General features: G+C 63.0%; 30 protein-coding genes, 1 tRNA gene and 1 pseudogene. 12 read left to right on the top strand and 20 right to left on the bottom strand.

What is annotated here, in order from left to right; translation table 11 throughout:
* Positions 1–15 precede the first annotated feature (15 nt).
* Positions 16–696 (top strand): DUF4136 domain-containing protein, encoded by a 681-nt coding sequence (locus RQP55_RS04350; RefSeq protein WP_315608958.1) that lies wholly within the window; start codon positions 16–18, stop codon positions 694–696.
* Positions 697–774: 78 nt separating this feature from the next.
* On the opposite strand, the gene dut is transcribed toward RQP55_RS04350, so the two are convergent.
* Positions 775–1,257 carry a dUTP diphosphatase gene (dut, locus tag RQP55_RS04345; protein WP_315608957.1) on the bottom strand — a complete coding sequence of 161 codons (483 nt, stop codon included), beginning with the start codon at positions 1,255–1,257 and terminating at the stop codon, positions 775–777.
* On the bottom strand, positions 1,241–2,470 hold the full coding sequence (gene coaBC, locus RQP55_RS04340) for a bifunctional phosphopantothenoylcysteine decarboxylase/phosphopantothenate--cysteine ligase CoaBC (RefSeq protein ID WP_315608956.1): 1,230 nt from the start codon (positions 2,468–2,470) through the stop codon (positions 1,241–1,243). The genes dut and coaBC overlap by 17 nt, the downstream gene beginning before the upstream one ends.
* 107 nt (positions 2,471–2,577) lie before the next feature.
* Between coaBC and RQP55_RS04335 the strand changes: the two genes are divergently transcribed.
* The gene (locus RQP55_RS04335) at positions 2,578–2,976 is read left to right on the top strand and encodes a hypothetical protein (protein ID WP_315608955.1); all 399 of its coding nucleotides are present in this window, start codon (positions 2,578–2,580) and stop codon (positions 2,974–2,976) included.
* Here the strand turns inward: RQP55_RS04335 and RQP55_RS04330 are convergent.
* Positions 2,973–3,338: a DUF1761 domain-containing protein gene (locus RQP55_RS04330; RefSeq protein ID WP_315608954.1), complete on the bottom strand. Its 366-nt coding sequence runs from the start codon at positions 3,336–3,338 to the stop codon at positions 2,973–2,975. The two genes, RQP55_RS04335 and RQP55_RS04330, sit on opposite strands and share 4 nt — an antisense overlap.
* Before the next feature lie 4 nt (positions 3,339–3,342).
* Positions 3,343–3,846 (bottom strand): hypothetical protein, encoded by a 504-nt coding sequence (locus RQP55_RS04325; protein WP_315608953.1) that lies wholly within the window; start codon positions 3,844–3,846, stop codon positions 3,343–3,345.
* 48 nt (positions 3,847–3,894) lie between these two features.
* Between RQP55_RS04325 and rimO the strand changes: the two genes are divergently transcribed.
* Positions 3,895–5,274, top strand: coding sequence for a 30S ribosomal protein S12 methylthiotransferase RimO (gene rimO, locus RQP55_RS04320; RefSeq protein WP_315608952.1), 1,380 nt, complete (start codon positions 3,895–3,897; stop codon positions 5,272–5,274).
* A 1-nt stretch (position 5,275) separates the two neighbouring features.
* Here the strand turns inward: rimO and RQP55_RS04315 are convergent, their stop codons facing one another.
* From RQP55_RS04315 to RQP55_RS04305, 3 genes are all read right to left on the bottom strand, one after another.
* The gene (locus RQP55_RS04315; RefSeq protein ID WP_315608951.1) at positions 5,276–6,274 is read right to left on the bottom strand and encodes an anion permease; all 999 of its coding nucleotides are present in this window, start codon (positions 6,272–6,274) and stop codon (positions 5,276–5,278) included.
* Positions 6,275–6,297: 23 nt separating this feature from the next.
* Complete coding sequence (locus RQP55_RS04310; RefSeq protein WP_315608950.1) at positions 6,298–6,945, bottom strand: DUF47 domain-containing protein; 648 nt, start codon at positions 6,943–6,945, stop codon at positions 6,298–6,300.
* 107 nt (positions 6,946–7,052) lie between these two features.
* Complete coding sequence (locus RQP55_RS04305; protein ID WP_315608949.1) at positions 7,053–8,024, bottom strand: magnesium and cobalt transport protein CorA; 972 nt, start codon at positions 8,022–8,024, stop codon at positions 7,053–7,055.
* 107 nt (positions 8,025–8,131) lie between these two features.
* Here RQP55_RS04305 and RQP55_RS04300 point away from each other — a divergent pair, with 107 nt between their 5' ends.
* From RQP55_RS04300 to RQP55_RS04290, 3 genes are all read left to right on the top strand, one after another.
* Entirely contained in the window at positions 8,132–9,634 is a 1,503-nt protein-coding gene (locus tag RQP55_RS04300; protein ID WP_315608948.1) for an NAD(P)/FAD-dependent oxidoreductase, read from the top strand.
* A 61-nt stretch (positions 9,635–9,695) separates the two neighbouring features.
* A complete protein-coding gene (locus RQP55_RS04295; RefSeq protein WP_315608947.1) occupies positions 9,696–10,457 on the top strand; it encodes a competence/damage-inducible protein A in 762 nt (253 codons plus the stop codon).
* A complete protein-coding gene (locus RQP55_RS04290) occupies positions 10,447–11,016 on the top strand; it encodes a hypothetical protein (RefSeq protein ID WP_315608946.1) in 570 nt (189 codons plus the stop codon). Before RQP55_RS04295 ends, RQP55_RS04290 begins: the two co-directional genes overlap by 11 nt.
* Before the next feature lie 50 nt (positions 11,017–11,066).
* Here RQP55_RS04290 and RQP55_RS04285 read toward each other — a convergent pair whose 3' ends face one another.
* The 7 genes from RQP55_RS04285 to RQP55_RS04255 all read right to left on the bottom strand — a co-directional run bounded on the left by RQP55_RS04285 (position 11,067) and on the right by RQP55_RS04255 (position 15,337).
* Complete coding sequence (locus RQP55_RS04285; RefSeq protein WP_315608945.1) at positions 11,067–11,444, bottom strand: cupin domain-containing protein; 378 nt, start codon at positions 11,442–11,444, stop codon at positions 11,067–11,069.
* 96 nt (positions 11,445–11,540) lie between these two features.
* Positions 11,541–12,239 carry a 50S ribosomal protein L1 gene (gene rplA / locus RQP55_RS04280; RefSeq protein ID WP_315608944.1) on the bottom strand — a complete coding sequence of 233 codons (699 nt, stop codon included), beginning with the start codon at positions 12,237–12,239 and terminating at the stop codon, positions 11,541–11,543.
* Between the two features lie 4 nt (positions 12,240–12,243).
* Positions 12,244–12,675 carry a 50S ribosomal protein L11 gene (rplK, locus tag RQP55_RS04275; RefSeq protein ID WP_315608943.1) on the bottom strand — a complete coding sequence of 144 codons (432 nt, stop codon included), beginning with the start codon at positions 12,673–12,675 and terminating at the stop codon, positions 12,244–12,246.
* A gap of 174 nt (positions 12,676–12,849) precedes the next feature.
* On the bottom strand, positions 12,850–13,386 hold the full coding sequence (gene nusG / locus RQP55_RS04270; RefSeq protein ID WP_315608942.1) for a transcription termination/antitermination protein NusG: 537 nt from the start codon (positions 13,384–13,386) through the stop codon (positions 12,850–12,852).
* Positions 13,387–13,419: 33 nt separating this feature from the next.
* The gene (secE, locus tag RQP55_RS04265) at positions 13,420–13,614 is read right to left on the bottom strand and encodes a preprotein translocase subunit SecE (protein ID WP_315608941.1); all 195 of its coding nucleotides are present in this window, start codon (positions 13,612–13,614) and stop codon (positions 13,420–13,422) included.
* 119 nt (positions 13,615–13,733) lie between these two features.
* Positions 13,734–15,233, bottom strand: coding sequence for a hypothetical protein (locus RQP55_RS04260; RefSeq protein WP_315608940.1), 1,500 nt, complete (start codon positions 15,231–15,233; stop codon positions 13,734–13,736).
* 28 nt (positions 15,234–15,261) lie between these two features.
* A tRNA-Trp gene (locus tag RQP55_RS04255) sits at positions 15,262–15,337 on the bottom strand.
* Positions 15,338–15,421: 84 nt separating this feature from the next.
* Here RQP55_RS04255 and aat point away from each other — a divergent pair.
* On the top strand, positions 15,422–16,228 hold the full coding sequence (gene aat / locus RQP55_RS04250; RefSeq protein WP_315608939.1) for a leucyl/phenylalanyl-tRNA--protein transferase: 807 nt from the start codon (positions 15,422–15,424) through the stop codon (positions 16,226–16,228).
* 35 nt (positions 16,229–16,263) lie between these two features.
* Here the strand turns inward: aat and RQP55_RS04245 are convergent.
* The 4 genes and pseudogenes from RQP55_RS04245 to RQP55_RS04230 all read right to left on the bottom strand — a co-directional run.
* A pseudogene (locus RQP55_RS04245) lies at positions 16,264–16,659 on the bottom strand (DUF2155 domain-containing protein); the annotation flags it as partial.
* Positions 16,660–16,661: 2 nt separating this feature from the next.
* Positions 16,662–17,072 (bottom strand): NADH:ubiquinone oxidoreductase subunit NDUFA12, encoded by a 411-nt coding sequence (locus RQP55_RS04240; protein ID WP_315608938.1) that lies wholly within the window; start codon positions 17,070–17,072, stop codon positions 16,662–16,664.
* Positions 17,073–17,110: 38 nt separating this feature from the next.
* The gene (locus tag RQP55_RS04235) at positions 17,111–17,584 is read right to left on the bottom strand and encodes a DUF192 domain-containing protein (protein WP_315609005.1); all 474 of its coding nucleotides are present in this window, start codon (positions 17,582–17,584) and stop codon (positions 17,111–17,113) included.
* Positions 17,584–18,153, bottom strand: a complete 570-nt coding sequence (locus RQP55_RS04230; RefSeq protein ID WP_315608937.1) for a regulatory protein RecX — start codon at positions 18,151–18,153, stop codon at positions 17,584–17,586. The genes RQP55_RS04235 and RQP55_RS04230 overlap by 1 nt, the downstream gene beginning before the upstream one ends.
* A gap of 133 nt (positions 18,154–18,286) precedes the next feature.
* Between RQP55_RS04230 and RQP55_RS04225 the strand changes: the two genes are divergently transcribed.
* The 4 genes from RQP55_RS04225 (at position 18,287) to RQP55_RS04210 (ending at position 22,464) form a co-directional block, all read left to right on the top strand.
* Positions 18,287–20,062 carry a fatty acyl-AMP ligase gene (locus tag RQP55_RS04225; protein WP_315608936.1) on the top strand — a complete coding sequence of 592 codons (1,776 nt, stop codon included), beginning with the start codon at positions 18,287–18,289 and terminating at the stop codon, positions 20,060–20,062.
* 158 nt (positions 20,063–20,220) lie between these two features.
* Positions 20,221–21,432 (top strand): toxic anion resistance protein, encoded by a 1,212-nt coding sequence (locus tag RQP55_RS04220; protein WP_315608935.1) that lies wholly within the window; start codon positions 20,221–20,223, stop codon positions 21,430–21,432.
* 1 nt (position 21,433) lies between these two features.
* The gene (locus RQP55_RS04215) at positions 21,434–22,174 is read left to right on the top strand and encodes a hypothetical protein (protein ID WP_315608934.1); all 741 of its coding nucleotides are present in this window, start codon (positions 21,434–21,436) and stop codon (positions 22,172–22,174) included.
* Positions 22,171–22,464 (top strand): polyhydroxyalkanoic acid system family protein, encoded by a 294-nt coding sequence (locus RQP55_RS04210; RefSeq protein ID WP_315608933.1) that lies wholly within the window; start codon positions 22,171–22,173, stop codon positions 22,462–22,464. The genes RQP55_RS04215 and RQP55_RS04210 overlap by 4 nt, the downstream gene beginning before the upstream one ends.
* Here the strand turns inward: RQP55_RS04210 and RQP55_RS04205 are convergent.
* The gene (locus RQP55_RS04205; RefSeq protein WP_315608932.1) at positions 22,461–22,901 is read right to left on the bottom strand and encodes a DUF2721 domain-containing protein; all 441 of its coding nucleotides are present in this window, start codon (positions 22,899–22,901) and stop codon (positions 22,461–22,463) included. The genes RQP55_RS04210 and RQP55_RS04205 overlap by 4 nt on opposite strands.
* A gap of 69 nt (positions 22,902–22,970) precedes the next feature.
* Between RQP55_RS04205 and RQP55_RS04200 the strand changes: the two genes are divergently transcribed.
* Positions 22,971–23,525: a lipocalin family protein gene (locus RQP55_RS04200; RefSeq protein WP_315608931.1), complete on the top strand. Its 555-nt coding sequence runs from the start codon at positions 22,971–22,973 to the stop codon at positions 23,523–23,525.
* A gap of 175 nt (positions 23,526–23,700) precedes the next feature.
* On the opposite strand, the gene RQP55_RS04195 is transcribed toward RQP55_RS04200, so the two are convergent.
* Positions 23,701–24,417, bottom strand: coding sequence for an energy transducer TonB (locus tag RQP55_RS04195; RefSeq protein ID WP_315608930.1), 717 nt, complete (start codon positions 24,415–24,417; stop codon positions 23,701–23,703).
* Between the last annotated feature and the right edge of the window lie 7 nt (positions 24,418–24,424).

The following is a 24,424-nucleotide window of genomic DNA, read 5'->3' as shown; positions in this document are numbered from 1 at the left end:
CGGAGTTCCGGTTCGATGACGACCATGACCCAATCACCCTTCGCCCGGCTGAAACTGGCGGTGGCGCCTTTGCTGCTGATCGCGCTCAGCGCCTGTGCGTCAAACTTCAACAGCCAGGTCACCCGCTTTGCCAGTCAGCTTCCGGCACCGCAGGGCCAGACTTTCGCCGTCGTGGCTGACGATCCGGAACTGGCCGGAGGGTTGGAGTTCTCGCAATACGCGCGCCTGGTAGAGGAACGGATGGCCGGTCTTGGCTATCGTCCCGCCCTGCCCGAAGCCGCGACCTTGCTGGTCCGCTTCGACTATGGCGTCGACAAGGGACGCGAACGGGTTCGTCGCAGCGCCTTTGCAGATCCATTCTGGTCTGATTGGTACGGCCCGCGGTATGGCTATTGGGGCTATGGCCGCCGGGGCTTTTACCACCCGAATGCGGTGTGGGGTCACGGCTGGTACGATCCGTGGTTTGACAGCGGCGTTGAAAGCTACACCGTCTACACCAGCGGGATCAGCCTGAAGATCGATCGCAAGGCCGATGGCCAGCGCCTGTTCGAAGGCAAGGCCGAAGCGGCATCGGTGTCAAACCGCCTGCAGTACCTGGTGCCGAACCTGGTTGAGGCCATGTTCACCGACTTCCCCGGCAATTCTGGGGAGACTGTGCGGATCTCGGTCGCGCCGGAAAAGAACCGCCGCAACTGAGACACGACAAGTCGGACAAGAGTGAAAGGGGCGGGCCTGGCAACGGACCCGCCTTTTTCGTTGCCCGCCAGCCGACTATCAACCCTTTAGGGCGACTACGCCGCCGGTTGAACCAAACCCGCCAGCGCCGCGTGCGGTTTCGTCCAGCGTGGCAACTTCCACCCAACTGGCGCGCGTTACCGGGGCCAGTACCAGCTGTGCCACCCGATCACCGCGGCGGATCGCGAAGTCCTCGCTGCCGTGGTTGATCAGGATGACTTTCAACTCACCGCGATAGTCGCTGTCGATCGTGCCGGGAGTATTGGGCACGGTAATCCCGTGCTTGAGCGCCAGCCCCGAGCGTGGCCGGACCTGGATCTCGAACCCTTCGGGGATCGCCATGGCGAGGCCGGTGGCAACGGCATGGCGAGCACCGGGCACGATCGTCACGTCCTCGGCCGAAACAACATCCATCCCGGCTGCACCAGCTGTGGCATAGACCGGAAGATCTAGCCCCTCACCATGCGGCAGGCGTACCACCGCCACGGGCACATCGGCCCCAGAATTAGACGTTGAGGGCATCGGCAATCCTTTCGACGAGCGCATCGGCAACCTCGTCCTTGGGCAGTTCGGGCAAGTGGTCAACGCCCTTGCTGGAAACGATGTGGACGAGGTTTACATCCCCGCCCATCACGCCGCCCGAAACGTCATTGGCGACGATCCAGTCCGCGCCCTTGCGCTTGCGCTTTTCCGTGGCGTGTTCCAGCACCTTCTCGGTTTCGGCGGCAAAGCCAACCACCAGCCGGGGGCGCTTGTCGCTAGCTGCTACCGTGGCCAGAATATCCGGGTTTTCAGTCAACCGCAGTGCCGGCGGGGCCGAGCCACGCTTCTTCATCTTTTCGGGCGCACAGTCTTCGGTCCGCCAGTCGGCCACGGCGGCAACCATGACTGCGCAATCGGCGGGCAGCGCGCGGCACACCGCTTCTGCCATTTCGCGTGCAGTTTCCACATCGACGCGATCAACGCCCGGCGGGGTCGGCAGGGCAACCGGGCCAGACACCAGCGTCACCCGCGCGCCTGCACGGGCAGCAGCGGCAGCAATCGCAAAGCCCTGTTTGCCGGACGAACGGTTGGCAATGTAGCGCACCGGATCAATTGGCTCGTGCGTCGGCCCGGCGGTGACCAGCACGTGCTTGCCAAACAGCGGACGGTGCGCGGGATCAGCCTCAAAATCCGGCTGTCCGGCAAGCGGACCGGACGCAAGCATCTTGTCGATCGCCTCCATCACGGCTGCCGGTTCGGGCAGTCGGCCAGGGCCGAACTCTCCGCAGGCCATCGACCCTTCATCGGGTTCCAACACGGTGACCCCACGTGCGCGTAATGTGGCGACATTTGCCTGAGTGGCGGCGTGATCCCACATCCGAACATTCATCGCAGGGACCGCCAAGACTTGCTTGTCCGTTGCCAGCAGCAATGTCGTTGCCAGATCATCGGCAATGCCGTGTGCCATCTTGGCCATTAAGTCTGCCGTTGCTGGGCAGACGACAATCAGGTCAGCTTGTCGCGAAAGCTGGATATGGCCCATCTCGACCTCGTTCTTGAGGTCCCACAGGTTACTGTGAACCGGGTTTTCGCTTAGCGCCGCAAGGGTCATCGGCGTCACAAACTGCGCACCGCCTTTGGTCAGGACACAGGTCACTGCCCCGCCCTGCTTGCGGATAAGCCGCACCAGTTCGCACGATTTATAGGCGGCAATACCGCCCCCGATTACCAATAGAATCCGTGGTCCAGTCATAATGCCCAGCTTGTGCAATGCCCCACCCCCTTGCGCAACAGCCTTTGCTTTATGCAATCGCGTAAGGCACAACGGTCGGGATCGCTAAACCGGGGATTTTTATTACCATGCGCCTGATCCTGACCGCCTTGCTGTTCCTGTTCGGCCTGTTCAACCTGATGTTGGGTATCGGCTTCTTCCTTGATCCTGCCGGGCTGGGCACAACGTTTAACCTTGCGCCGATCGGCGTGGGCGGCATGGCCGTGCTGCGCGCAGATATGACCGCCTTCTTCCTGGTGGCCGGTGCCTGCCAACTGTGGGGCGGCTGGAAGCGCAATGGCGACCTGCTCCTGGTCCCAGCGCTGCTGTTCGGCATCGCCTGCACCGGCCGCGCGCTCAGCGCGGCGATGGATGGCACTTATCCAGGCTTTGCCACGCCGATGGTGGTGGAAGCCGTGCAGGTCATCCTCGCCATCGCCGCCTGGCGCGTGCTGCCACACCACCGCATCAGCGAAATCGCAGGTTAGGCCCGCAGCCAGAATACCGTGCCCATCGCCAGATAGGCTGCGAGGAACGCCAGGCTGTCAATCACAGCCTGGCGACGCGGTGCGCCATCACGCAGCTGTGTTAACCACAGCGCCGGGATTACGAACGCCAGTGCCAGCCCGGCCGATTGCATGAAGAACAGTTGCGGTTTGACCGCGAGCTTTTCCGGACCGATCCGGGCGAGCGCATGCCCCAGCATTGCTGCAGGAATGATGCTCAGCAGCACTCCGGTCACAATCCAGCCAGTTCTGCGCACGCCCGGTGCGTTTCGAAACGCGAGAGCGAGCACGGCAAAGGCGGCCAGCGCGGAGAAGGCAACGCCGGCCCAGTCTATCGGTCCCATTCAGTCACTCCCATTCAAAGCGGGCAACGTGCCCGAGCGGGGCAGCCATCCAATCCTGCGCGAACGCGATGATTTGCGCCCTGATCGCCGCAACCTGCGCGCCATCAAGGTCAGGCAGCGGCACGTGCGAAGAATTACAGGCCACTGCTGCCATGGCGATCAGATCGTCCACCGCGCTGCTGCTGCCGCTCCACTGGTCGGCTTCGAAGCATTCAACGATACGCTCCGCCTGAAGCAGCTCGACAATCGCCGCATCCGGCACCGTATTGCGCGAGGCACTGGCGTGGCCCGCCGCCTTGGCAATTCCGGCGATCTCCTCAGGGTGGTTACCGGAAGCAACCATCCCCCAAAAGGCGTTATTGAGGCCCAGTTCGCGTTCGACAAACAGGTGCACCGCATCATGCGGAATGAAACCCTTTTTCGGGAAAGTGGAGTCCAACTGCCGACCATTGGCCAGGACGATCGCGATCCGGTCTTCGGCCTGCCCCTTGGTGATCGTAATCTGCATCCGCTTTCCCTAGCACTTTTGGGCCATGCAGTGTAAGGGCCCGCCCCCATGGCACTTGAACTTCCCGACCAGAAACGTGTGGGCATGGTCAGCCTTGGCTGCCCGAAGGCTCTGGTTGATTCCGAACGGATCCTGACCCAGCTTCGCGCCGATGGTTACGCGATGAGCCCCGACTATGCCGGGGCGGACGTTGTGCTGGTGAATACCTGCGGCTTCCTTGATTCCGCCAAGGAGGAGAGCCTGGCCGCAATTGGCGAGGCGATTGCGGAGAATGGCCGCGTTATCGTGACCGGCTGCATGGGCGATGAGGCGGAGACGATCCGCGCCCGCTTCCCGCAAGTGCTCGCCGTAACCGGCGCGCACCAGTATGAGGCTGTGGTCGAAGCAGTTCACGAGGCTGCGCCGCCGTCGCAGGGGCCTTTCATCGACCTGATCCCGCAGATGCCAAACGACGCTGGCGTGAAGCTGACGCCGCGGCACTACAGCTATCTCAAGATTTCCGAAGGCTGCAACCATTCCTGCGCCTTCTGCATCATCCCGCAACTGCGCGGCAAGTTGACCAGCCGCCGGGTCGATGCCGTGCTGCGCGAGGCGGAAAAGCTGGTCGCGGCCGGCACCAAGGAACTGCTGGTGATCAGCCAGGATACCTCGGCCTATGGGGTGGATATCCGCCACGAGGAACGCGTCTGGAAAGACCGCCAGGTCCGCGCCCATATGACCGACCTGGCCCGTGAGCTGGGCCAGCTGCGCACCGCCGACGGGCAGGCCCCGTGGGTGCGGCTGCACTATGTCTATCCCTATCCGCATGTCGATGCGGTGATCCCGCTGATGGCCGAGGGCTTGCTGACCCCTTATCTGGACATTCCGTTCCAGCACGCCAGCCCCTCTGTACTGAAGGCGATGAAACGCCCGGCCAACGAAGCCAAGGTGCTTGAACGCTTGAAATCGTGGCGTTCTATCTGCCCCGATATCGCCGTGCGATCCTCCTTCGTGGTAGGCTTCCCGGGAGAGACCGAGGCTGATTTCCAATACCTGCTCGACTGGCTGGACGAAGCCCAACTCGACCGGGTGGGCGCGTTCCGCTTTGAACCCGTTGCTGGCGCTGCCGCCAATGACCTGCCGGGTGCCGTGCCAGAGGAAGTCAAGGAAGAGCGCTACGCCCGGATCATGGAAAAAACCGCGGCCATCAGCGCGGCCAAGCTTCAGGCCAAGATCGGGCGGACCCTGTCGGTGATCATCGACGCGGTGGGCGAGGCAGATGAAGAGGGCGACATCGGCGCGACCGGCCGCTCACAGGCCGACGCGCCCGAGATTGATGGCGCCGTGCACCTGCGCGAAGTGCCGTCCACCCTGCAGCCGGGCGATATCGTAAATGTGACCATCGAGGATGCCGACGAGCACGATCTGTTCGGCGCGATTGCCGGCTAGGTCAGAACATCCGGGTCAGGGTATAAAACAGCGCGCCAACGGCCGCGCTGGCCGGGATCGTGATGAACCAGGCCATCACCACCCGCGTTGCCACGCCCCAGCGCACCGCGCTGGCCTTGCGTGCAGCGCCAGTGCCGATCACCGACCCCGTTATGGCATGCGTGGTTGAAATCGGGATGCCCATTGCCGACGCACCGAACACCACGATTGAACCCGCCGTGCTGGCGGAAAATCCAGTGTGGTGGTTAAGCTTGGTCAGTTTGGTCCCCATCGTCTTGATGATCTTCCAGCCGCCGGACATCGTCCCCAGCGAGATCGCCAGATAGCAGGCAATCACCACCCATTCGGGCACGTGGAACTCACCCTGCAGATAGCCGGTCGAATAGAGCAGGACCGTGATGATCCCCATCGTTTTCTGGGCATCATTGCCACCATGGCTGATCGAATAAGCTGCTGAACTGAACAGATGCAGCGTCTTGAACACGCCTTCAGCGCGGCGCGGCTGGAAGCCCTTGAACAGCCACGAAGTGATGAGCACCATCAACATCGCGATGCCAAATCCGATCAATGGCGAGAGGAAAATCGCCAGGACAGTCTTGGTCGTTCCCGAACTCTCGACGACACCAAGCCCGCCATGGGCAATGCCGGCACCAAGCAGGCCGCCGATGAGCGCATGGCTCGAAGAGGAGGGAATCCCCTTGATCCATGTGACGACGTTCCAGAACATGGCCCCAATCAACGCCCCAAACACCACGGCAGGGGTGACCATATCCTTGTCAATGATCCCCTTGCCGACAGTTTCGGCGACATGCAGCCCCACCAGCCAATAGGCAGCAAAATTGCCCGCGGCCGCAAACACAACCGCCATCACCGGGCTGAGCAGGCGCGTCGAAACGACTGTCGCGATCGAATTGGCTGCGTCGTGCAGGCCGTTGAGGAAATCAAAGGCCAGGGCCAGGACAATCAGTCCGACCAGCAGCGGAAAGGCCAGCTCATGCATGGCGCAGGGTCCTTGTCCGGGCCTTAGCCGTGATCGATGACGAGACTGTCAATCTCGTTCGCGACATCCTCAAAGGCGTCAGCGACCCGTTCGAGATGCTTGTAAATCTCGCGGCTGACCATGAAGGCCAGCGGATCACTCTTGACCTTCTGGGCCTGGAAGGCGGCGCGCATGCCGGAATCGTGCAAGCCATCAACCTGCCCTTCAAGCTGGACGATCCGCGCAGTCAGTTCATGCAGGCGGCGCCCCTGGCGCTCAACATCGCGCAGCAGCGGCAGGGCCTCGCAGATCAGCTTGCAGGCATCGAGCACGACCCGGGCGATGTCCTGCATCTGTTGGTCATAAGTCGTAACCTCCAGCAATTCGATCGCGCTGGCGGTGGCATTCATTTCATCGATGGTATCATCCATCGCCCCGATCAGCGCGGTAATCGCGCCGCGATCAAAGGGCGTCAGGAAGGTATGGCGCACCTCGTGCAGTACTTCGCGGATAACCTCATCCGCTGCATGCTCCTGATCGCGGATCACCCGCAGCTGCTGCACCCGGTCACCTTCGCCGGAGGTCAGGCTGACAAGCGCCTGGGCGGCACCAACCATCGACGCGCCATGGCGCTCGAAAAGAACAAAAAAGTCGCCCGATTTGGGCAACAGACGCTGAAACCAGCCAAACATTTTTGCGAATCCCCCGATCCGATTGTGACCGCCCTATGACAGGCAAGTGACAACGGCGACAGCGGCAATTGGTTTCACCGCGCCCGCTGTCCACAGCCAGCGCGGGATCACAGCCAGTCAATCTGCCGGAATCGCAACCACAGACCGCCGCAAATCAGCGCGATGACTGCCAGTACCGCCGGATAGCCCCACGGCTGACGCAGTTCTGGCATGTAATCAAAGTTCATCCCATAAATCCCGGCAATGGCGGTCGGCACCGCCAAGATTGCGGCCCATGCGGCAAGCTGCCGGGTCATCATGCCCTGGCGATGCTGCTCGAGCAGGCTGGCCGTTTCGACAACCGAAGCGAGCGTTTCATTCAGCCCGGCAATCCGCCGCAAGGTGCGGCGCATGTGATCAAGCACATCGCGGTACCAGACCCGCGCACCGGCATCGATCACCGGCAGCTCAATTGCCGAAAGCCGTTCGCAGACCTCTTCCATTGGCCCGACGATCCGCACAAAGCGGCGCAGCTGGCGGCGCAGGCGGAAAATGCGCCGAATTGTGGAGGGTTCTGGAAAAGCATCAATGGCCCGTTCCTCAATCGTCTGGACCGACTCCTCAAGCTTTTCCATCAAGGGTTGATAGCCATCGACCACGAAATCGAGGATCGCATGGGCAACATAGTCTGGCCCTTCGATCAGGTGCTCGGCCGCGGCCTCCAGCCGGCTGCGCACAATGCCGTGATCGCGATCTGACCCGAACCGGACCGTGACAATGAAATCACGACCCAGGAACAGCGCCGTCTGACCATAGGCGATCTTGTCGCCCTCTTCGATCGCGGCGGTGCGGGCCACAATGAACAGCTGCTGCCCATAGGCATCCACCTTGGGCATCTGCATGGGATTGAGCGCATCCTCAACCGCCAGCGGATGCAACCCGAACTGCGCCTGCAACAAGGCCATCTCGGCCGCATCCGGCGCGTGCAGGCCAATCCAGTCAAAAGCGCCAGGAGGCAATTTGCCCCGCGGCTGTCCATCCAGGGCGAGCGTGCCGTTGGTAACCCGTCCGGCAATATAGCGACGCGATGCAATGATCATTGCCAAGTCCTGCCAAAGACGCATGGTACTGGCAATCGCTGACTGCTTGCGTTAAGCGGTCGGTTAATACTGACAGTCATGTCAATTGCTGGTGGGAGACCAGATCGATGAACGCCGTTACGCCCATTGCGTCACCCGTGGATGAAGTGCTTGATTTTCTGATCATCGGTGCCGGAATTTCCGGTATCGGCATGGCCGTGCACCTGACCAAGGAATGCCCCGGCAAACGCTATGCGATTCTGGACCGGCGCGATCAACTGGGCGGCACCTGGGACCTGTTCCGCTATCCCGGCATCCGTTCCGACAGTGACATGCACACCCTGGGCTTTGCCTTCGCACCGTGGAAGCATGAGCGTTCGATCGCCGATGGCCCCTCGATTCTCGAATATCTTGGCGAAATCAGCGATGAATATGGCCTGCGCCCCAATATGCGCTTTGGCCTGAAGGTGGTCAGCGCCGATTGGGATAGCGAAACTGCGCGCTGGACCGTGGTTACCGAAGGCAAGGATGGCAAGCAGGGCCGCGTCATGGCCAGCTTCCTGTACCTGGGCGCCGGCTATTACGATTATGACGATCCCTATGACGCGAACTTCCCGGGGCGGAAGGACTTCAAGGGCCAGGTAATCCACCCGCAGTTCTGGCCAAAGGACCTGGATTACACCGGCAAGAAGGTCGTGGTGATCGGATCGGGGGCCACTGCTGTCACGATCGTACCGTCGATGGCAAATTCTGGCGCCGCGCATGTCACCATGCTTCAGCGCACGCCGACCTGGATGGTGAGCCGCCCGGCCAAGGACCGCTTTGCCAATACCCTGCGCAAGTTCCTGCCGGAAAAGGTGGCCTATGCCATCACCCGCGCCAAGAACATCTTCTTCCAGGATCTGGTCTTCAAGCGTGCGCGGACCGCACCGGAGAAGGTCAAGGCGTTCCTGGAAAAGCAGCTGCAGGAAAACCTGGGGCCCAATTACAACAAGGCCGATTTCACCCCGCCCTACAATCCGTGGGAACAGCGCCTGTGCCTGGTGCCCGACGCCGATTTCTTTGAAGCGATCAAGGCCGGCAAGGCCAGCGTGGTGACGGACCAGATCGAAAAGTTCGACAAGACGGGCATCACGCTCAAATCGGGCGAACATCTTGATGCCGACATCATCGTCACGGCCACCGGGCTGAAGCTGGCGGTTGCCGGCAAGATCGCGGTTTCGGTCGACGGCAAGGCGGTCGATTTCTCGAAGCACTATTATTACCGCAACTGCATGTTCTCGAACGTGCCAAATCTGGCGGCCGTGTTCGGCTATCTGAACGCCAGCTGGACCCTGCGGGTAGACATCATCGGTGATTACCTGACCCGCCTGCTCAAGCAGATGGATGCGATCCACGCCCAGGCTGCCGTCCCGGTCATGCCCGAAGGTCAGGAGCCGGAAGAGGACGATATCTTCGACTTCTCCTCGGGCTACATCCAGCGCGGGAAGCACATGATGCCGCGCAATGCGGCCAGCCTGCCATGGCGGCTCAATCAGGATTACCGCCAGGACAAGCAGGACATGCGGCAGGCCCCGCTTGATGACGGCGTGCTGCAATTCCGCCGGGTGCGCCAGCCGGTTGAGGCCTGAACCGGGCAGGCCGACCAAAGCCCTGATTGCGCGGCGGGCGGCTTTGGCCTAACCCGCCGCCATGGCTGACACTTCCCGCACCTGGACCGCCGCGCTGCTTGTGATCGGCGATGAAATTCTTTCTGGTCGCACCCAGGACAAGAACGTGGCGCAAGTCGCCGCATGGCTGAACGTGCAGGGCATCCGCCTGAAGGAAGTCCGCGTGGTTGCCGATGACGAGGCGGCCATCGTCGAAGCGGTCAACCTCCTGCGCGTCCGAAACGATTACCTGTTCACGACCGGTGGGATCGGCCCCACGCATGACGATATCACCGTCGATGCAATCGCCGCAGCGCTGGGCGTGGAGGTGGTAATCCATCCCGATGCCCGGGCGATCCTGGAACGCTATTACGAAACCCGCGGGGGACTCAATGATGCCCGCCTGCGCATGGCCCGTGTGCCGGCCGGGGCAGACTTGATCCCCAACCGGATGTCGGGCGCACCGGGCATCAAGATCGCCAACATTTTCATCATGGCCGGAGTTCCATCGATCACCGCTGGCATGCTCGATGCCCTCACCGGCACGCTGGAAGGCGGCCTGCCCGTGCTTTCGACCACGGTCGGTTGCTGGGTGCCCGAGAGCGAGATTGCCGACCTGTTGCGCCAGACCGAAAAAGACCATGAAGGCGTGGCGATCGGATCCTATCCCTTCTTCCGTGAAGGGCGCGTGGGCGCGAACTTTGTGATCCGCAGCACCGATCCCCAATTGCTCGAAGCCTGCTCGGCTGCGCTGGCCGCTGGCCTTACCGCAACTGGCCGTGAGGCGGTCGCTGGTGGAATTTAGGCTGGCCACAATGACCCTGGCCGTTGGCTCGTTGATCCTGCCCAGCGGCACCCACGCCGCTGATGACCCAATTCTCGATGCATTCGAAGCCAACCTGGCGGCCCACGCCAGCGCGACTGAGGCCCTGCGCGTGTGGTGCGAAGGGCGCGGTATCGCCCAGGGCGCAAGGATCTCAGCACGCCTGGTCAAGGGCACAGATGCCGCCCCACCGGCCGGGTTGCGGACGACGCTGGGGATCGGGCCGGATGAACCGATTGGCTATCGGCACGTGCAACTGGTCTGCGGCGAAACGGTGCTTAGCCAGGCCCATAACTGGTTCGTACCCGTCCGGCTCACTGCCGCGATGAACAGGGAACTGGCCGAAACCGACCGTCCCTTTGGCCAGGTCGCAGCCAGTCTGAACTTTGGCCGGAAAACCCTCTCTTCGGTCCGGCAGGGTGATCCCGCCTGCCCTGCTGGCGCAATATCCAGCCACCATGCCCTGCTCAGCCTGCCTGATGGCAGCGGTTTGGCGCTGGTGGTGGAATGTTACACCGCCGCCAACCTGGCCCAGCGGTAATCAGTCGGCGCATCTTAGCGGTCTTCGGCTGCCGGAATTGGAAAGCCCGATCAGGGCGCCGAGACAGCCTGACGCGCCGGCACACCTTTGTCGACGACCAGCGTGATCACCACGTGGGCTGCCTCGCTGGCGTGGTTCGCGCCATTGTGGGCCACGCCGCGCGGCACGGTGAAACTGTCACCAGGATTCAGATAGGTGGTCTTGCCCTTAACCCGCAGTTCAAGCTGCCCGGCTGTGATATAGGCAATCTCTGTTCCCGGGTGGATATGCCAGCCGCTTTCCCCGCCGGCCGGGAATTCCCGGCTCTGAACGATAACCTGCTGCGCCCGGGCGCGCGGCACGTCGATCTGCGCATGGGTCTGAGGCACCGAAGCAGACGGGGCCGAGGCAGTGCCGGCCGCTAGCATTGTCGCCAGAAAAAGTCGCATGATTTCATCTCCTTCGGATGAAACCATGCCACAAAGCAAAAGGGCCGGGAAGGTTTCCCCTCCCGGCCCTTTGCTATTTCAGGCTTGGATCCCAGCTTAGGCGCTGTGGACCTGCGCCACGTCAAGCTTCAGGCCCGGACCCATCGACGAGGACAGACCAGCCTTGCGCAGGTACTTGCCCTTGGCGCCCGACGGCTTGGCCTTGACCACGGCATCGACGAAGGCTTCGAAGTTGGCCTTCAGCGCATCATCGCTGAAGCTCATCTTGCCGATGCCACCGTGGATGATCCCGGCCTTTTCGACGCGGAATTCGATCTGGCCGCCCTTGGCAGCCTTGACCGCTTCGGCAACGTTCGGGGTGACGGTGCCCAGCTTCGGGTTCGGCATCAGGCCCTTCGGACCCAGCACCTTGCCGAGGCGGCCAACCAGACCCATCAGGTCCGGCGTGGCAATCACGCGGCCATAGTCGAGGTTGCCGTTCTGCATGTCTTCCAGCAGGTCTTCGGCGCCAACCTTGTCAGCGCCGGCAGCAAGAGCTGCTTCAGCCTTGTCGCCACGGGCGAAGACGGCAACCTTGACGTCCTTACCAGTGCCCGACGGCAGAGTAACCATGCCGCGGACCATCTGGTCAGCGTGGCGCGGATCGACACCGAGGTTGAGCGAGACTTCCAGCGTTTCGTCAAACTTGGTGGTCTTCAGCTCGCGCAGCAGCTTCAGCGCTTCATCAAAGCCGTGCACGGCCTGATTGTCACCCAGCTTTTCGGCCAGCATCTTCTGCTTCTTGGTCTGTGCCATGTGATTAGCCCTCCACGACCTGCAGGCCCATCGCGCGCGCGGAGCCTTCGATGATCTTCGTTGCCGCTTCGATGTCGTTCGCGTTGAGATCGGCCATCTTGACCTGGGCAATCTCAGCCAGCTGCGAACGCTTAATCGTTCCGGCCGACACCTTGCCCGGCTCCTTCGAGCCCGACTTCAGGTTGATCGCCTTCTTGATCAGGAAGGTGGCAGGCGGGGTCTTGGTGACAAAGGTGAAGCTGCGATCCGCATAGACCGTGATGATGGTCGGGATCGGCATGGCCTTTTCAAGGTCCTGCGTGGCGGCGTTGAACGCCTTGCAGAATTCCATGATGTTCACGCCGCGCTGACCCAGCGCAGGGCCGATCGGCGGCGAGGGCGTGGCAGAGCCCGCAGGCACCTGCAGCTTGATGTAACCTTCAATCTTCTTGGCCACGATGGGCCTCCTTTCTTCCTGTCAGCCCGGCAAGGCGGGCTTCAGAGTAAGCGGTCAGACGAGGGGCCGGGGCCCTTCTCCCGCACGGAATCACTCAGGTTGCCCCAAGCGAAGGCGCGCGCCTAGGCGAAAGTCGGCTGAAATGCAACCGTTCTCGCGCCGAGGCGCAGGCAATTACTTGACCAGTTCGACGTGCTCGAAGTCGAGCTCCACCGGAGTGGCGCGGCCAAAGATCGAGACCGAGACCTTGACCCGGTTCTTGTCGAAATCGAGCTCTTCCACCACGCCGGTGAACGAGCTGAACGGACCATCGAGGACCTTCACCGAATCGCCGATTTCGTAATCGACACTGATGTGCTTCTTCGGTTCGGCTGCGGCGGCATCGCGCGCACCGAAATAGCGGGCGGCTTCGCGGTCCGAAATCGGCTGCGGCTTGTTGTTGTTGCCGAGGAACCCAGTCACCTTCGCGGTGTTCTTGACGAGGTGGTAGACGTCGTCGTTCATCGCCAGCTTGGCAAGGACATAGCCCGGCATGGTCTTGCGTTCGACCTGAACCTTTTTGCCCCGCTTCACTTCGGTGACCGTTTCAGACGGCACTTCGACCGCTTCGACCAGCGCCGACAGGCCCAGGCGCTCAGCCTCGGACAGGATCGATTCGCGCACCTTGTTCTCGAAGCCCGAGTAGGCGTGGATGATGTACCAGCGAGCCATGTTGAAATTCCGTGTCTGGATGAATGCGACAGATCAGGCGAGCGAGAGCAGCCAGCGCACGATGGCGCCAAAAACCGTGTCAACGCTAAGGAAGAACAAGGCCAATACCAGCATCATGATCCCCACGAAAATCGCAGTGGTCGTGGTTTCCTGGCGCGTCGGCCACACGACCTTGCGCGCTTCCGCCTGCACCTGACGCATGAATTCGCCTGGATTGATCTTGGCCATGGCTTTCTAGCCCGTCGCTTGAGTTTCGTTTCCGCCTTCCGCCAAGGGCTCATCGCCGCCCCAGCCGCGGTGGCTGGGAGGGGCAATGTGTACTCCTATGTCGGAAGACACCGCCGCACTTAGCTATCACCCGGAACTTTTGCAAGCCGCGCCACAAGGGTGCCGGGTGCGCGGTAGACGATTACCGCGCCGGGCGGCAGTGCATCGGGCTCGCGCTGGCCAACGTACCACAGCCAGTCCATGCCCTTTGCCGGCTCCCAGTTGGACAAGTCGATTGGTCCCTTGCGCCACAGCATGCGCTGGCTCGGGTCGCGGAAGTTCGGTCCGCCTTCCCTGGTGCTGATCATATGAACGCCTGGAATGGCAAAGTGCGCATTGATCAGGACATCCTTGCGCAGCACAGCATAGCCGCCGATGTGTTCTTGCGCATTATAGCCCCAGACGCCGCTGTTGGTGACCACCAGGTTGGCCACCCGCGCGCCCCGCGGCAGATGATCAAGCGCGGCAAGCAGCTGCTCGGTGCGTGCCGAACCCCGGTGCCAAGTGTCGGTTGTCACCCCCAACCGGACCAGGAACAGTGCCGGCGCAATCCAAAGCAGCCAGCGCGGCGCCTGCCAGCTGAGCGCGAGCGAGGCGACCAGCAGGCCCGAATAGATCATTCGGGCATCCGCCAGATCGCCACCGAAGATATGGCGCGGCATCGCAATCGAGCCCGCCAGCAAGATCGCTGCCGCCCAGCCCAGCCGCCCATCGATTTTGCGGAGGAGGAGCGAACCGAGGAGGAGCGCCGCGAAGAACAGCAGGCTCCAATGATCGAGCCACACCACGCCATCGCGCATGGCCTGCTTCCAGATCGCCCACTTGAAGACCCAGACATTGGGGCCATAGCTCGGCAGGCTGCCGGGGTGATCGCCCGCGATCAGCGAGAGGAAGGGGAGGAACAGCGGCCAGGGCGCGAGAAAGGCCGAAAGCCCTTTTTGGCGGTGCCATTCATAGCCGAAGACCAGGATCCCCAGCATGCCCCAACCCGAAACATGCATGACCCATATCGCGATGCCGACCGGCAGGAAGAGCAACGGTCGCCACGCCTTGCCCTCCAATCGCACCCAGCCGGCAAAGGCGAACAGTGCAGCAGACTGGGCCAGGCCAAAGTTCAGGAACCCGAGGATCAGGCTGGGCGACCAAACAAAGCAGAGCGCCAATAGCGAGGCAACACCGACCCGGCGCCGCAGGCTCCATTCAACCGCCAGGATGCCCAGTGCGGTCAGCAATGGCACCAGCCCGGCGATGATGCGGCCAGCCGCCTCTAGCCCGAATAGCGGCGCCAGTGGCTGAATGAGCAAGTCCGCCGCGAGATTGCCGGTCCACTTCCATTCGAAGTCATAATAGCGCTGCAGCAACTCGTTCCCGTCGCGCTCCAGCATCACGTAATAGCGGGCCAGGTGGGCGGGATAGTCCACCATCTGCGGATAGGTGGCGAACAGCACTGGCAGGCAGGCCAGCACGGCCAGCACCAGCCCAAGCAGCAGGCCTTCGCGTGCAGCGGGCTGCGAAGTCAGCAGCTGGCCAGGGCGGGGACGACGCAGAGCGGATTGCTCGACAGGAGGCTCGGCGGACATCAACTCAGCTTGTTGGTGGAAGAGGCGGTGGCAGGAGTGGCAGGATTCGAACCCGCGGCCCTCGGTTTTGGAGACCGATGCTCTACCAGCTGAGCTACACTCCTGCAGGCGCGCTGGCCCTTAGGTCAGGCGAAGACGGATAGCAAGGAACTTGTCCTCTTGCCCTCGCGATCTGCTATGCTGGGGACATGCAAGCCTCGGTGCCAGAACTGATTATCGAACCGGACCTGCTGATGATGGCCTATCGCAGCGGCATCTTTCCCATGTCCGATGCGCGCGACGATCCTGAGATTTTCTGGGTTGAACCGCGCCGCCGCGCGATCCTGCCGCTGGATGGGTTCCGGTGTTCGCGCTCGCTGGCGCGCACGCTGCGGCGCGGGCGGTTTACGGTTACCTGCAATGCCGATTTCGCCGCGGTCATGCAGGCCTGCGCTGCGCCGCGGCGCGAATCGGATGAAACCTGGATCAGCGACCGGATCGAGGCCAGCTATCGCGAGCTCCACCAGCTTGGCCTGGCCCACTCGATCGAGTGTTGGCAGGATGGTGAACTGGTTGGCGGCCTCTATGGAGTCGGGTTTGACCGCGCATTCTGCGGCGAATCGATGTTCAGCCGGGCGCCCGATGCATCGAAGGTCGCGCTGGCCTGGCTGGTGGCGGCATTACGCCGCGGCGGAGCGTTGTTATTGGATTGCCAGTTCATGACCGATCACCTCGCCTCGCTCGGCGCGGTGGAGATCAGCCAAAAGCGCTACCTCGACTTGTTGCAGCAGGCTCAGAGGTCAACCGACGGTGCCGGGGCCTTGGCTGCGGGCGCCTTGGGCGCCGCCGCCTTTGAAGCCGCAGGCGAAGGCGTTGCCGCGGGCGACGCGGATGGCTCTGGCGAAGGGCTGGCGCTACCCGCGGCCTTTGGCGCGCTGCTGGGCGATGCGGCAGCAGCGGGGCTGTCCTCTTCACCCGGGAACTTCATCGCGCAGTCCTTCACCCAGACATCGTAAACAGGGTGCTCCACCACGTTGACCGACGGCGCGTTCTTGAACAGCCAGCCGGAAAAAACCTTGCGCCAGGCCAGCTGGCTGTCGGCATCGGCGCGTTCCTCGACAAAGACCTGCACAAAGGCCCCTGTCTCGGCCGGGCGCTCCCACGGCAGGGTACGCTCGCAGGTCGCCAGTCGGACGACCACGTTGCCGATCCGGCGCGCCTCGCCTGATTTCAGGACGATGTCTTGGGTGATATTGTTGCGCTTGTTCAGCAGGCCGAGCGTGGCGACCCGATCCTTGACCGGCGTGCCATATTCGCTCTCAACCGCCGGGGCAGTGGCCTGTGCGCCAACCGCCTGCGGAATTTCCGTTCCCGTCGCGTCAGGATCGCCGCTGCCGTTACACGCGGCCAGCAACAGGACCAGCCCGGGCGCAAGCAGGCGCCGCATGATCAGGCGTCCGGGCTCCAGGCCTCGTAATCGCCGGTTGCCGCGGCCCGCTTGCCGCCACGCTCAAGCGCGCCCTGGGGACGATAGGCCTGCGCCGTACCGGTGGCATTGGGCGTGAATTCCGCTTCCCAGATCCGCGCCGGCGGAAGAAAGCTCTCTGGCACGCCATCATAGGAATGGTGCAGCCAGCCATGCCATTCGGCCGGCACGCGGCTGGCATCGTTGGCACCATTGTAGATCACCCAGCGACGCTCAGTGCCGGCGAAGGGGCCGTCCTTGCGGACCTTCTTCGTGCGGTAATACTTGTTGCCTTGCGCGTCGGTGCCGACATGTTCGCCGGTCAGCGCAGAATTGAACAGCGTCCCGATCGTCGCGCCGTCCCACCAGGTGAAGATCTTGCCAAGAATTCCCATGCTCGCCCGTTAGCCTTGGATGACGGGACGGGCAAGCACTACCATGCGACCTTGTCCCCCGGCGCGATGCCCAGTTCAGCCGCGCGGCCGCCGGGGATCTCCAACACGCCTTTCACCTTGCCGACCGATAGCAGCGGGGTCTCGTCATAGGGCACGGCATTGGCGGCGATGTTGCTGATCCGGCCATCGGGCGCGACGAATATCAGGTCGAGCGAGATGACCGTGTTGCGCATCCAGAAGCTGGCCCCGCGCGGCGGGTCCATCGGAAAGATCATCCCTTCGTCAGGCCCCAGCTTGGTCCGGAACATCAGGCCCTTGGCCTGCGCGACCATCGACGCTGCGACTTCCACCTTGAACTCGTGGACGCCGCTGGCACTGGTCACGGTCAACGGGATGACCTCCAACCCGGATTCGGGATGCACGACCTTTGCTGCAGTCGGGGCGGCGCCGCCGGTGCCGGGTGAGCAGGCCGCCAGGGCTGCCGCCAACAGGGTCAACACAAAACGCCGCATCATTCTTCCTCCTCAGACCAGGCCTCAAGCCCGTCCCTGTCTCTAGCTTCGACGACGTGCCGGGCAATGTCCAGACGATGCCCGGCACGCAGCAGCACGGCAATCTGCTTTTCAAGCGCCTTGCGATCGGCCGGCGCCGCGCCAAACGGCCCTAATCGACGCTTGCGGGCCAGCGCCAAGGCGGCCTGACGCTCTTCCAGAATGGTGCCGCGCACGTCATCGCGCAAATCGGGAGCGATCCCGGCTGCGGTCAGCGACTGGTCAACCCGGCGCGCGCCATAGCCGCGACGACGCAGGCTGCCCGCCTTACTCCGCGCAAAGGCGGCATCATCGACGTATCCGGCTGCAACGCAGCGTTCGACCAGCGCAGCCACGGGCGGTTCGCCCTCCCCCTCCCAGCCGCGTTCGCGCAGCTTGCGGCGGAGATAGCCCTCAAGCTTCGCTGCCGAAGTGGCAAATCGGGCCAGATAGGCCAGCGCCATTTCGTTCAGCCGATCCCGATCCAGCGGACGCGGCGGGCGGCGTTCCCGCCTTTCGCGGTCCGGATTCGAGGCATGATGCGGCGGCATTGCCCTAATCGTGCCACACTGTCAGCCGATTAGGGAAGAGTGCGGATGGACTATCAGGGAGCCATCCAGACATTTGGGGACCGCAAGACGCCGAACAGCGGCGCAGCGAACTGAAAAAGACGGGTTAGATTAGATGACTGAAGCCGCCACTCTGGCGAGTGCCGCAGCGGCTGGGCTGGTGCCCACGCCCAATCACGATGCGCACCCGCGCCGCTTTTCGGACTTCGCCACTTTTGGCGACGCGATCGATTACGCTGCGCAAGGCGTGCGGGGCATGAACTTTCACGACCCGCGCGGCACGCTGATCCGGGTCTACCCCTTCAGCGAACTGCGTCAGGACGCGCTGGACATGGCCTATCGCCTGATCGCGCATGGGATCGGCAAGGGTGACCGGGTTGCCCTGATTGCTGAAACCGGCCCCGAGTTCGCCGCACTGTTCTGCGGCACCGTCTATGCCGGTGCCTGGCCGGTGCCGCTGCCGCTGCCGACCAGCTTTGGCGGCAAGGACGGCTATATCGACCAGCTTGCGGTGCAGTTGCAAAGCTCTGACCCCAAGGTCCTGTTCTATCCGGCCGAGATCGCTGAAATGGCCGGCGCCGCCGCCAAGCGTCAGGAAGCGCTGACCGGCAAGTGCGATGGAATCGCCTGGGAAGATTTTTTGCAAGCCCCAGCGATCGCGTGCGACCTGCCACAGGCCAGCCCCGGCGACATCTGCTATCTGCAGTACTCCAGCGGCTCTACCCGTTTCCCGCATGGTGTCGCGGTAACCCACGAAGCCCTGCTCAATAACCTCAGTGGCCATGCCCACGGCATGCAGTTCACCCAGGACGACCGCTGCATTTCGTGGTTGCCGTGGTACCACGACATGGGGCTGGTTGGCTGCTTCCTGTCGATGATCGCTAATCAGGTTTCAGTCGATTACCTCAAGACCGAGGATTTTGCCCGCCGTCCGCTGGCATGGCTGGACATGATTACCCGCAACAAGGGAATCTCGTGCAGCTATTCGCCGACCTTCGGCTATGACATCTGCGCGCGCCGTATTTCGAGCCAAAGCAACGTGGCCGAGCGCTTCGACCTGTCGCGCTGGCGGATCGCCGGCAATGGCGCTGACATGATCCGCCCGGACGTGATGCAGAACTTCGTCAACGCCTTTGCCCCCGCCGGGTTCAAGGCCAGCGCGTTCCTGCCTTCCTATGGCCTGGCTGAAGCCACGCTTGCGGTTACGCTGATGCCCCCGGGCGAAGGAATCCGCGTCGAACTGGTCGAGGAAGAGCGCCTTTCCGGCACCCCGCGCGATCTCAGCCGCCCGGCCCGCTATCGCGCTATCGTCAACTGCGGCAAGGCCGTGAAGGACATGGAACTGGCGATCCGGGGCGAGCGCGGTGAGTCGCTGCCCGATCATCACATCGGCAAGGTGTGGTGCAAGGGCCCGTCGGTCATGCATTCCTACTTCCGCGATCCGGAATCGACTGCGGCCTGCCTGGTCGATGGCTGGCTCGACACTGGTGACATGGGCTACATGGTTGATGGGTACCTGTTCATCGTTGGCCGCGCCAAGGACATGATCATCATCAACGGTAAGAACCACTGGCCCCAGGACATCGAATGGGCCGTGGAACAGCTGCCGGGCTTCAACCACGGTGACATCGCCGCCTTCTCGGTCGAAAGCGAGACCGGCGAGGAAGAGGTGGCGGTGCTGGTCCACTGCCGCGTCTCCGATCCGGTCGAGCGCCAGAAACTGCACGATACGATCCGCGACAAGGTCCGCTCGATCCTGGGCCACCCGGCTATCGTTGAACTGGTGCCGCCGCGCACCCTGCCGCGGACCAGCTCGGGCAAGCTGAGCCGGGCAAAGGCCAAGCGGCAATATCTGGCGGGTGAGATTACGCCGATCAGCCTGGCGGCCTGACCACGTTGCTGACCGTTTAACGCCGCGCTGCCACCGCAAGGGGCAGCGCGGCATTTTTGTCTCCGGTCGCGCACCTGTGTTATAGAAATAATACAGCTTGAACTGGGTGGCGATCCATCCCATGTTGGCCCGAGCATTTGCAAACACGGAATCCCCCCATGGCAACCACGCCGACCTCGACCGAGACCGCCGCCCCCACCATCACCCTGACCCCGCCCGATCCGGTGCCGGTCGTCGCGCCCGAGCAGGCGGTTGGCCTGGTCCCGGTTGCGGACGATGCCAAGGCCAAGCTGGACCAGCGCGTCGATGCCTTCGTCAATGATCTGCTCGCATCGGATGCCAACTCGCCAGAGTTCGGCAAGAAGGTCGATCAGATCACCAACATGGGCCGCAAGGAAATCATGACGGCGGCGGGGATGAGCAACCGGTTCCTCGATCGCCCGGTCCGCGCGATGGACAAGGAATCAGGCGTCGGCGCCAACCTGGCCGAACTGCGCCGCACGGTTGAGCAGCTTGATCCCGGCAAGCAGGGCAAACTGTCCAAGGGTCGCAAGATCCTGGGGTTCATCCCCTTCGGCAATTCGCTGAAGCGCTATTTCAATTCCTATGAAAGCGCACAGGGGCACATCCAGGCCGTGCTGGGGCACCTCTCGTCCGGCAAGGATGAGCTGCTGATGGACAATGCTGCGATCGACGTGGAGCGCCAGAAACTGTGGGAGGCAATGGGCGCGCTGGAGCAGATGATCCACATCAGCCGCGCGCTCGACACCAAGCTGGAAGAAAAGGCCGCGGACCTTGACGCGAGCGATCCGGCCAAGGCCAAGGCAATCCGTGAAACCGCACTGTTCTATGTCCGCCAGCGCACGCAGGACCTGCTGACGCAAATGGCTGTGACGGTGCAGGGTTACCTCGCGCTCGACCTGGTCAAGAAGAACAACGTTGAACTGGTGAAAGGCGTGGACCGCGCCAGCACCACCACCGTGGCCGCGCTGCGCACTGCAGTTACCGTGGCCCAGGCCATGGCCAACCAGCGGCTGGTGCTGCAGCAGGTGACCGCGCTCAACGAGACGACCGCAGGCCTGATCGATTCCACCGGCACCTTGCTGCGCGACCAGACCGGCAAAATCCACGAGATGGCGGCATCAAGCACGATCCCGCTCGAAACGCTGCAACGTGCCTTCCAGAACATCTACGACACGATGGACAACATCGACACCTTCAAGGTGAAGGCGCTGGAAAACATGAAGCAGACGGTCACCACGCTGACCGCCGAGGTCGAAAAGTCGAAGGGCTATATCGCCCGCGCCGAGGGGGCTGCGCAGGCCGCCAAGGCGGCGGACGCCCCCAGCCTGCTGACCCTGGAGGGATGACTTGGCCGACGAGGCGCACAATTCGGACGTGATCCTACGTCGGGCCAAGCAATCGCTGGTCAACAACCGCGATTTTGGCGGGCGGCGCAATTCAATCGGCCGGCGTTCAGCAGCGCTCAAGCGCGAGCATGCGGCACGGCAAGTGAAGCGCGCGCTGGCCACGATTGGCGGGATCGTCTTTACCGCGATCATCGCCGGTCTGATCATCGACGGGATCGGCATCACCGGCGTACTGGTGACCATGTTGGCAATCTTCGCTGCCGTGGCCTTTTTCGCCGCCGTGCCCAAACTGAAAGCCCCCTCCCGCGAAAGCCTGCGCGGCAGCGATGTCAAATCGCTGGTCGGGCGGACCGAGCTGTGGCTGGAACAACAGCGTCCGGCCCTCCCCGCCCCAGCGGTTCAACTGATCGATGCGCTAGGCCTGCAGCTTGATGCGCTGGGTAGCCAGCTCGATGGGCTGACGGACAATGCTCCGGCGGCGCTGGAAGTGCGCAAGCTGGTTGGCGATCACCTGCCGGAACTGATCAGCACCTACACCTCAATCCCGCGCCACTTGCGCGGCGAGGGGCAAGGGGGCAGTAGCCCGGACCAGCACCTGGTCGATAGTCTGGGCAAGATCAGTGCCGAGATCGACAGCGTGACCCGTCAACTGGCGAGCGGCGCAATCGACAACCTGGCGATCAAGACCCGCTACCTCGATTATAAGTACGGCGCCGGCCCCGAAGGAGACAGCGCCCCATGAGGATCGCCCTACCCCATAGCCTTGGCAAGGAAGAAGCTCGCCGCCGGGTGCGCGAACGCTCGGGCGAGATCGCCAATTTTGTCCCCGGCTTTGCCTCGGTCACCACCGCTTGGCAGGGTGATGACCGGATGAACCTTACCGTGGGCGCGATGGGCCAGGCATTGACCGGTGCGATCGAAGTGGGGGAGAGCGAAGTGGCCTTCACCGTCGAACTGCCCGCCGCGCTCAGCTTTGTCGAACCGATGATCCGCAGCCAAATCGAGGCCAAGGGCCGCAAGCTGCTCAGCTAAATCTCCCGCTCCAGCTCCAACAGGCTTTTGGGAATCCGCAACTGGGCCGAAGCAACCCGCGTTTCGCGCAGGAACAGCAACAGCGCCCACATCAGCAGGGCAATTGCCAGCAGGAACAGGCCTGCCGCCACGAGCTGCAGGCGGACGGCGACGAATTCCTCCAGGAACAGCACGGCCACGGTCAACCCGATGGTCAGGCCGCTTAGCACCATCAGGAAGATCGCGCGGGTGATCAGATGGATGCGGGTGGCAATCGCGCGAATTTCGATCACCACGGCATCATGCTCCGCACCGCTCGTCGCCACGTGCTGCTTCTGCAATTCGCGCGAACGGTCGACGATCCGGCCCAACCGGGTCGAGAGCAGGTTCATGATATTGCCGATTGCGACCAGCACGAAGACGGGAGCCAGGGCGAGCTGAATGGTCTGGGCGATCATGCCCCTTGCATAGAGGCGTTCACCCCCCAGATTCAATGGCTGGCACTGCCGCCGGACGGACAATCGCACATGACCATGCATCGCCCCTTCAAGACCGCCGTCCTCGCCCTTGCCACCACCGCGCTGCTCGCCGGCTGTGCCGCGCTAGGTCCGAAGCACCCGATCGGCAACAGCGCCGTGCCGGAACCAGCCAAGCCGGTCGAATTGGCGAAATACCTCGGCCGTTGGTACGAGATTGCCCGTTATGAGCAGTCGTTTCAGAAGGGCTGCGAGGGCGTGAGCGCCGACTATACCCTGCGTAGCGATGGCATGATCAGCGTGCGCAATGCCTGCCGCAAGCCCAGCGGCAAGCTGTCGGTCGCCAACGGCAAGGCTAAAATTGTCGACCCGGCCACCAATGCCAAGCTCAAGGTCAGCTTTTTCGGCCCGTTCTATGGCAATTACTGGGTGCTTGATCACGCCGACGATTACGCATGGGCGATCGTCGGCGAGCCGTCAGGGCGCTATCTCTGGTTGCTGGCGCGCGAAGCGACACCCACCCAGGACCGGATCGAGACGCAAATCGCCCGCGCCAAGGCGCTGGGTTATGACACCTCGATGCTGATCCGCACCAAACAGCCCTGAACGGGCGGCTCAGCGCTCGCTGGTCAGCAGGCTATCGACCACGCCCGGATCGGCCAGCGTCGATGTATCGCCAAGGCTCGAGACATCCCCTTCTGCGGGGACGGGGTGGACGGTGGCGACCGATTACTCTCCCTTTGATCCAACCTTGCCGCCCCCGCAGTAGCGATCAAGGTGCTCAGAAGAAGAATTTCTGCTGCCAGTAGAAAGTGCCGGTCACCGGCTCACCGCTTGCGTCCAGCGCGGGCTTGAACCGCAGTCGCTCCTGCGCCAGTCGGCAGGTTACGGCATCGGTATCGGGCAGTCCGCTTGATTTGTAGATCCGGCAAGCCGTCGCGCGGCCATCCGGACTGACTGTCAGCGCCAGGATTACCGCCTTGCCGATCCGCGCCTCGCGCCCGCCGGGCGGAATCGGGAAGTCTGATGCCTTGTCGATCCGGCCGGCGATGTGGACCGGCTTGCTGGCACCGCCGCCGTCGCCATTTCCGCCGGCGCCACTGCCCGTGCCCGATCCGCTGCCACCCGCCCCGGTGCCGGCACCGCTTTCGCGCGCGCCAGAACTATTGGCGCTGCCCGAGCTGGAGGCCTTCGGCGCGGGGGCCCTGGCGATCTCGATCCGGGGCATGGGCGCGCTAACTTCGCGCGGCACGGCCTTTTTGCCGGCGTCGCCTGCTGCACCCGCTGGCTTCGGTTCCGGTTGAAGTTCTGGCGGTGGCGGGGCGGAAATCGTAACGGTAAGAGTGCGAGAGATCGTCGCCACCGCCCGCGCCGTGAAGTCCGGTGCAAAGGCGCGGATCAGCGCCAGAATCGCCGCCAGGTGCAGCAGCGCCACCAGCACGATCACGCCCAGCTTGACCCGCCGCGGCGGAGTGAGGTCCAGCTCGTCCTCGTCCATCACACCG

Source organism: Novosphingobium sp. APW14, from assembly GCF_032337075.1.
GTDB lineage: Bacteria > Pseudomonadota > Alphaproteobacteria > Sphingomonadales > Sphingomonadaceae > Novosphingobium.
Note: the sequence above shows the minus strand (reverse complement) of the source record. Positions and strands in the feature narration are given on the sequence as shown.

What these genes read in the sequence shown, in the direction of transcription:
- RQP55_RS04350 (WP_315608958.1), top strand. Translation starts at nt 16, where the DNA reads ATGACGACCATGACCCAATCACCCTTCGCCCGGCTGAAACTGGCGGTG.
- dut (WP_315608957.1), bottom strand. Translation starts at nt 1,257, where the DNA reads ATGCCCTCAACGTCTAATTCTGGGGCCGATGTGCCCGTGGCGGTGGTA.
- coaBC (WP_315608956.1), bottom strand. Translation starts at nt 2,470, where the DNA reads ATGACTGGACCACGGATTCTATTGGTAATCGGGGGCGGTATTGCCGCC.
- RQP55_RS04335 (WP_315608955.1), top strand. Translation starts at nt 2,578, where the DNA reads ATGCGCCTGATCCTGACCGCCTTGCTGTTCCTGTTCGGCCTGTTCAAC.
- RQP55_RS04330 (WP_315608954.1), bottom strand. Translation starts at nt 3,338, where the DNA reads ATGGGACCGATAGACTGGGCCGGCGTTGCCTTCTCCGCGCTGGCCGCC.
- RQP55_RS04325 (WP_315608953.1), bottom strand. Translation starts at nt 3,846, where the DNA reads ATGCAGATTACGATCACCAAGGGGCAGGCCGAAGACCGGATCGCGATC.
- rimO (WP_315608952.1), top strand. Translation starts at nt 3,895, where the DNA reads ATGGCACTTGAACTTCCCGACCAGAAACGTGTGGGCATGGTCAGCCTT.
- RQP55_RS04315 (WP_315608951.1), bottom strand. Translation starts at nt 6,274, where the DNA reads ATGCATGAGCTGGCCTTTCCGCTGCTGGTCGGACTGATTGTCCTGGCC.
- RQP55_RS04310 (WP_315608950.1), bottom strand. Translation starts at nt 6,945, where the DNA reads ATGTTTGGCTGGTTTCAGCGTCTGTTGCCCAAATCGGGCGACTTTTTT.
- RQP55_RS04305 (WP_315608949.1), bottom strand. Translation starts at nt 8,024, where the DNA reads ATGATCATTGCATCGCGTCGCTATATTGCCGGACGGGTTACCAACGGC.
- RQP55_RS04300 (WP_315608948.1), top strand. Translation starts at nt 8,132, where the DNA reads ATGAACGCCGTTACGCCCATTGCGTCACCCGTGGATGAAGTGCTTGAT.
- RQP55_RS04295 (WP_315608947.1), top strand. Translation starts at nt 9,696, where the DNA reads ATGGCTGACACTTCCCGCACCTGGACCGCCGCGCTGCTTGTGATCGGC.
- RQP55_RS04285 (WP_315608945.1), bottom strand. Translation starts at nt 11,444, where the DNA reads ATGCGACTTTTTCTGGCGACAATGCTAGCGGCCGGCACTGCCTCGGCC.
- rplA (WP_315608944.1), bottom strand. Translation starts at nt 12,239, where the DNA reads ATGGCACAGACCAAGAAGCAGAAGATGCTGGCCGAAAAGCTGGGTGAC.
- nusG (WP_315608942.1), bottom strand. Translation starts at nt 13,386, where the DNA reads ATGGCTCGCTGGTACATCATCCACGCCTACTCGGGCTTCGAGAACAAG.
- secE (WP_315608941.1), bottom strand. Translation starts at nt 13,614, where the DNA reads ATGGCCAAGATCAATCCAGGCGAATTCATGCGTCAGGTGCAGGCGGAA.
- RQP55_RS04260 (WP_315608940.1), bottom strand. Translation starts at nt 15,233, where the DNA reads ATGTCCGCCGAGCCTCCTGTCGAGCAATCCGCTCTGCGTCGTCCCCGC.
- aat (WP_315608939.1), top strand. Translation starts at nt 15,422, where the DNA reads ATGCAAGCCTCGGTGCCAGAACTGATTATCGAACCGGACCTGCTGATG.
- RQP55_RS04240 (WP_315608938.1), bottom strand. Translation starts at nt 17,072, where the DNA reads ATGGGAATTCTTGGCAAGATCTTCACCTGGTGGGACGGCGCGACGATC.
- RQP55_RS04235 (WP_315609005.1), bottom strand. Translation starts at nt 17,584, where the DNA reads ATGCGGCGTTTTGTGTTGACCCTGTTGGCGGCAGCCCTGGCGGCCTGC.
- RQP55_RS04230 (WP_315608937.1), bottom strand. Translation starts at nt 18,153, where the DNA reads ATGCCGCCGCATCATGCCTCGAATCCGGACCGCGAAAGGCGGGAACGC.
- RQP55_RS04225 (WP_315608936.1), top strand. Translation starts at nt 18,287, where the DNA reads ATGACTGAAGCCGCCACTCTGGCGAGTGCCGCAGCGGCTGGGCTGGTG.
- RQP55_RS04220 (WP_315608935.1), top strand. Translation starts at nt 20,221, where the DNA reads ATGGCAACCACGCCGACCTCGACCGAGACCGCCGCCCCCACCATCACC.
- RQP55_RS04210 (WP_315608933.1), top strand. Translation starts at nt 22,171, where the DNA reads ATGAGGATCGCCCTACCCCATAGCCTTGGCAAGGAAGAAGCTCGCCGC.
- RQP55_RS04205 (WP_315608932.1), bottom strand. Translation starts at nt 22,901, where the DNA reads ATGATCGCCCAGACCATTCAGCTCGCCCTGGCTCCCGTCTTCGTGCTG.
- RQP55_RS04200 (WP_315608931.1), top strand. Translation starts at nt 22,971, where the DNA reads ATGACCATGCATCGCCCCTTCAAGACCGCCGTCCTCGCCCTTGCCACC.
- RQP55_RS04195 (WP_315608930.1), bottom strand. Translation starts at nt 24,417, where the DNA reads ATGGACGAGGACGAGCTGGACCTCACTCCGCCGCGGCGGGTCAAGCTG.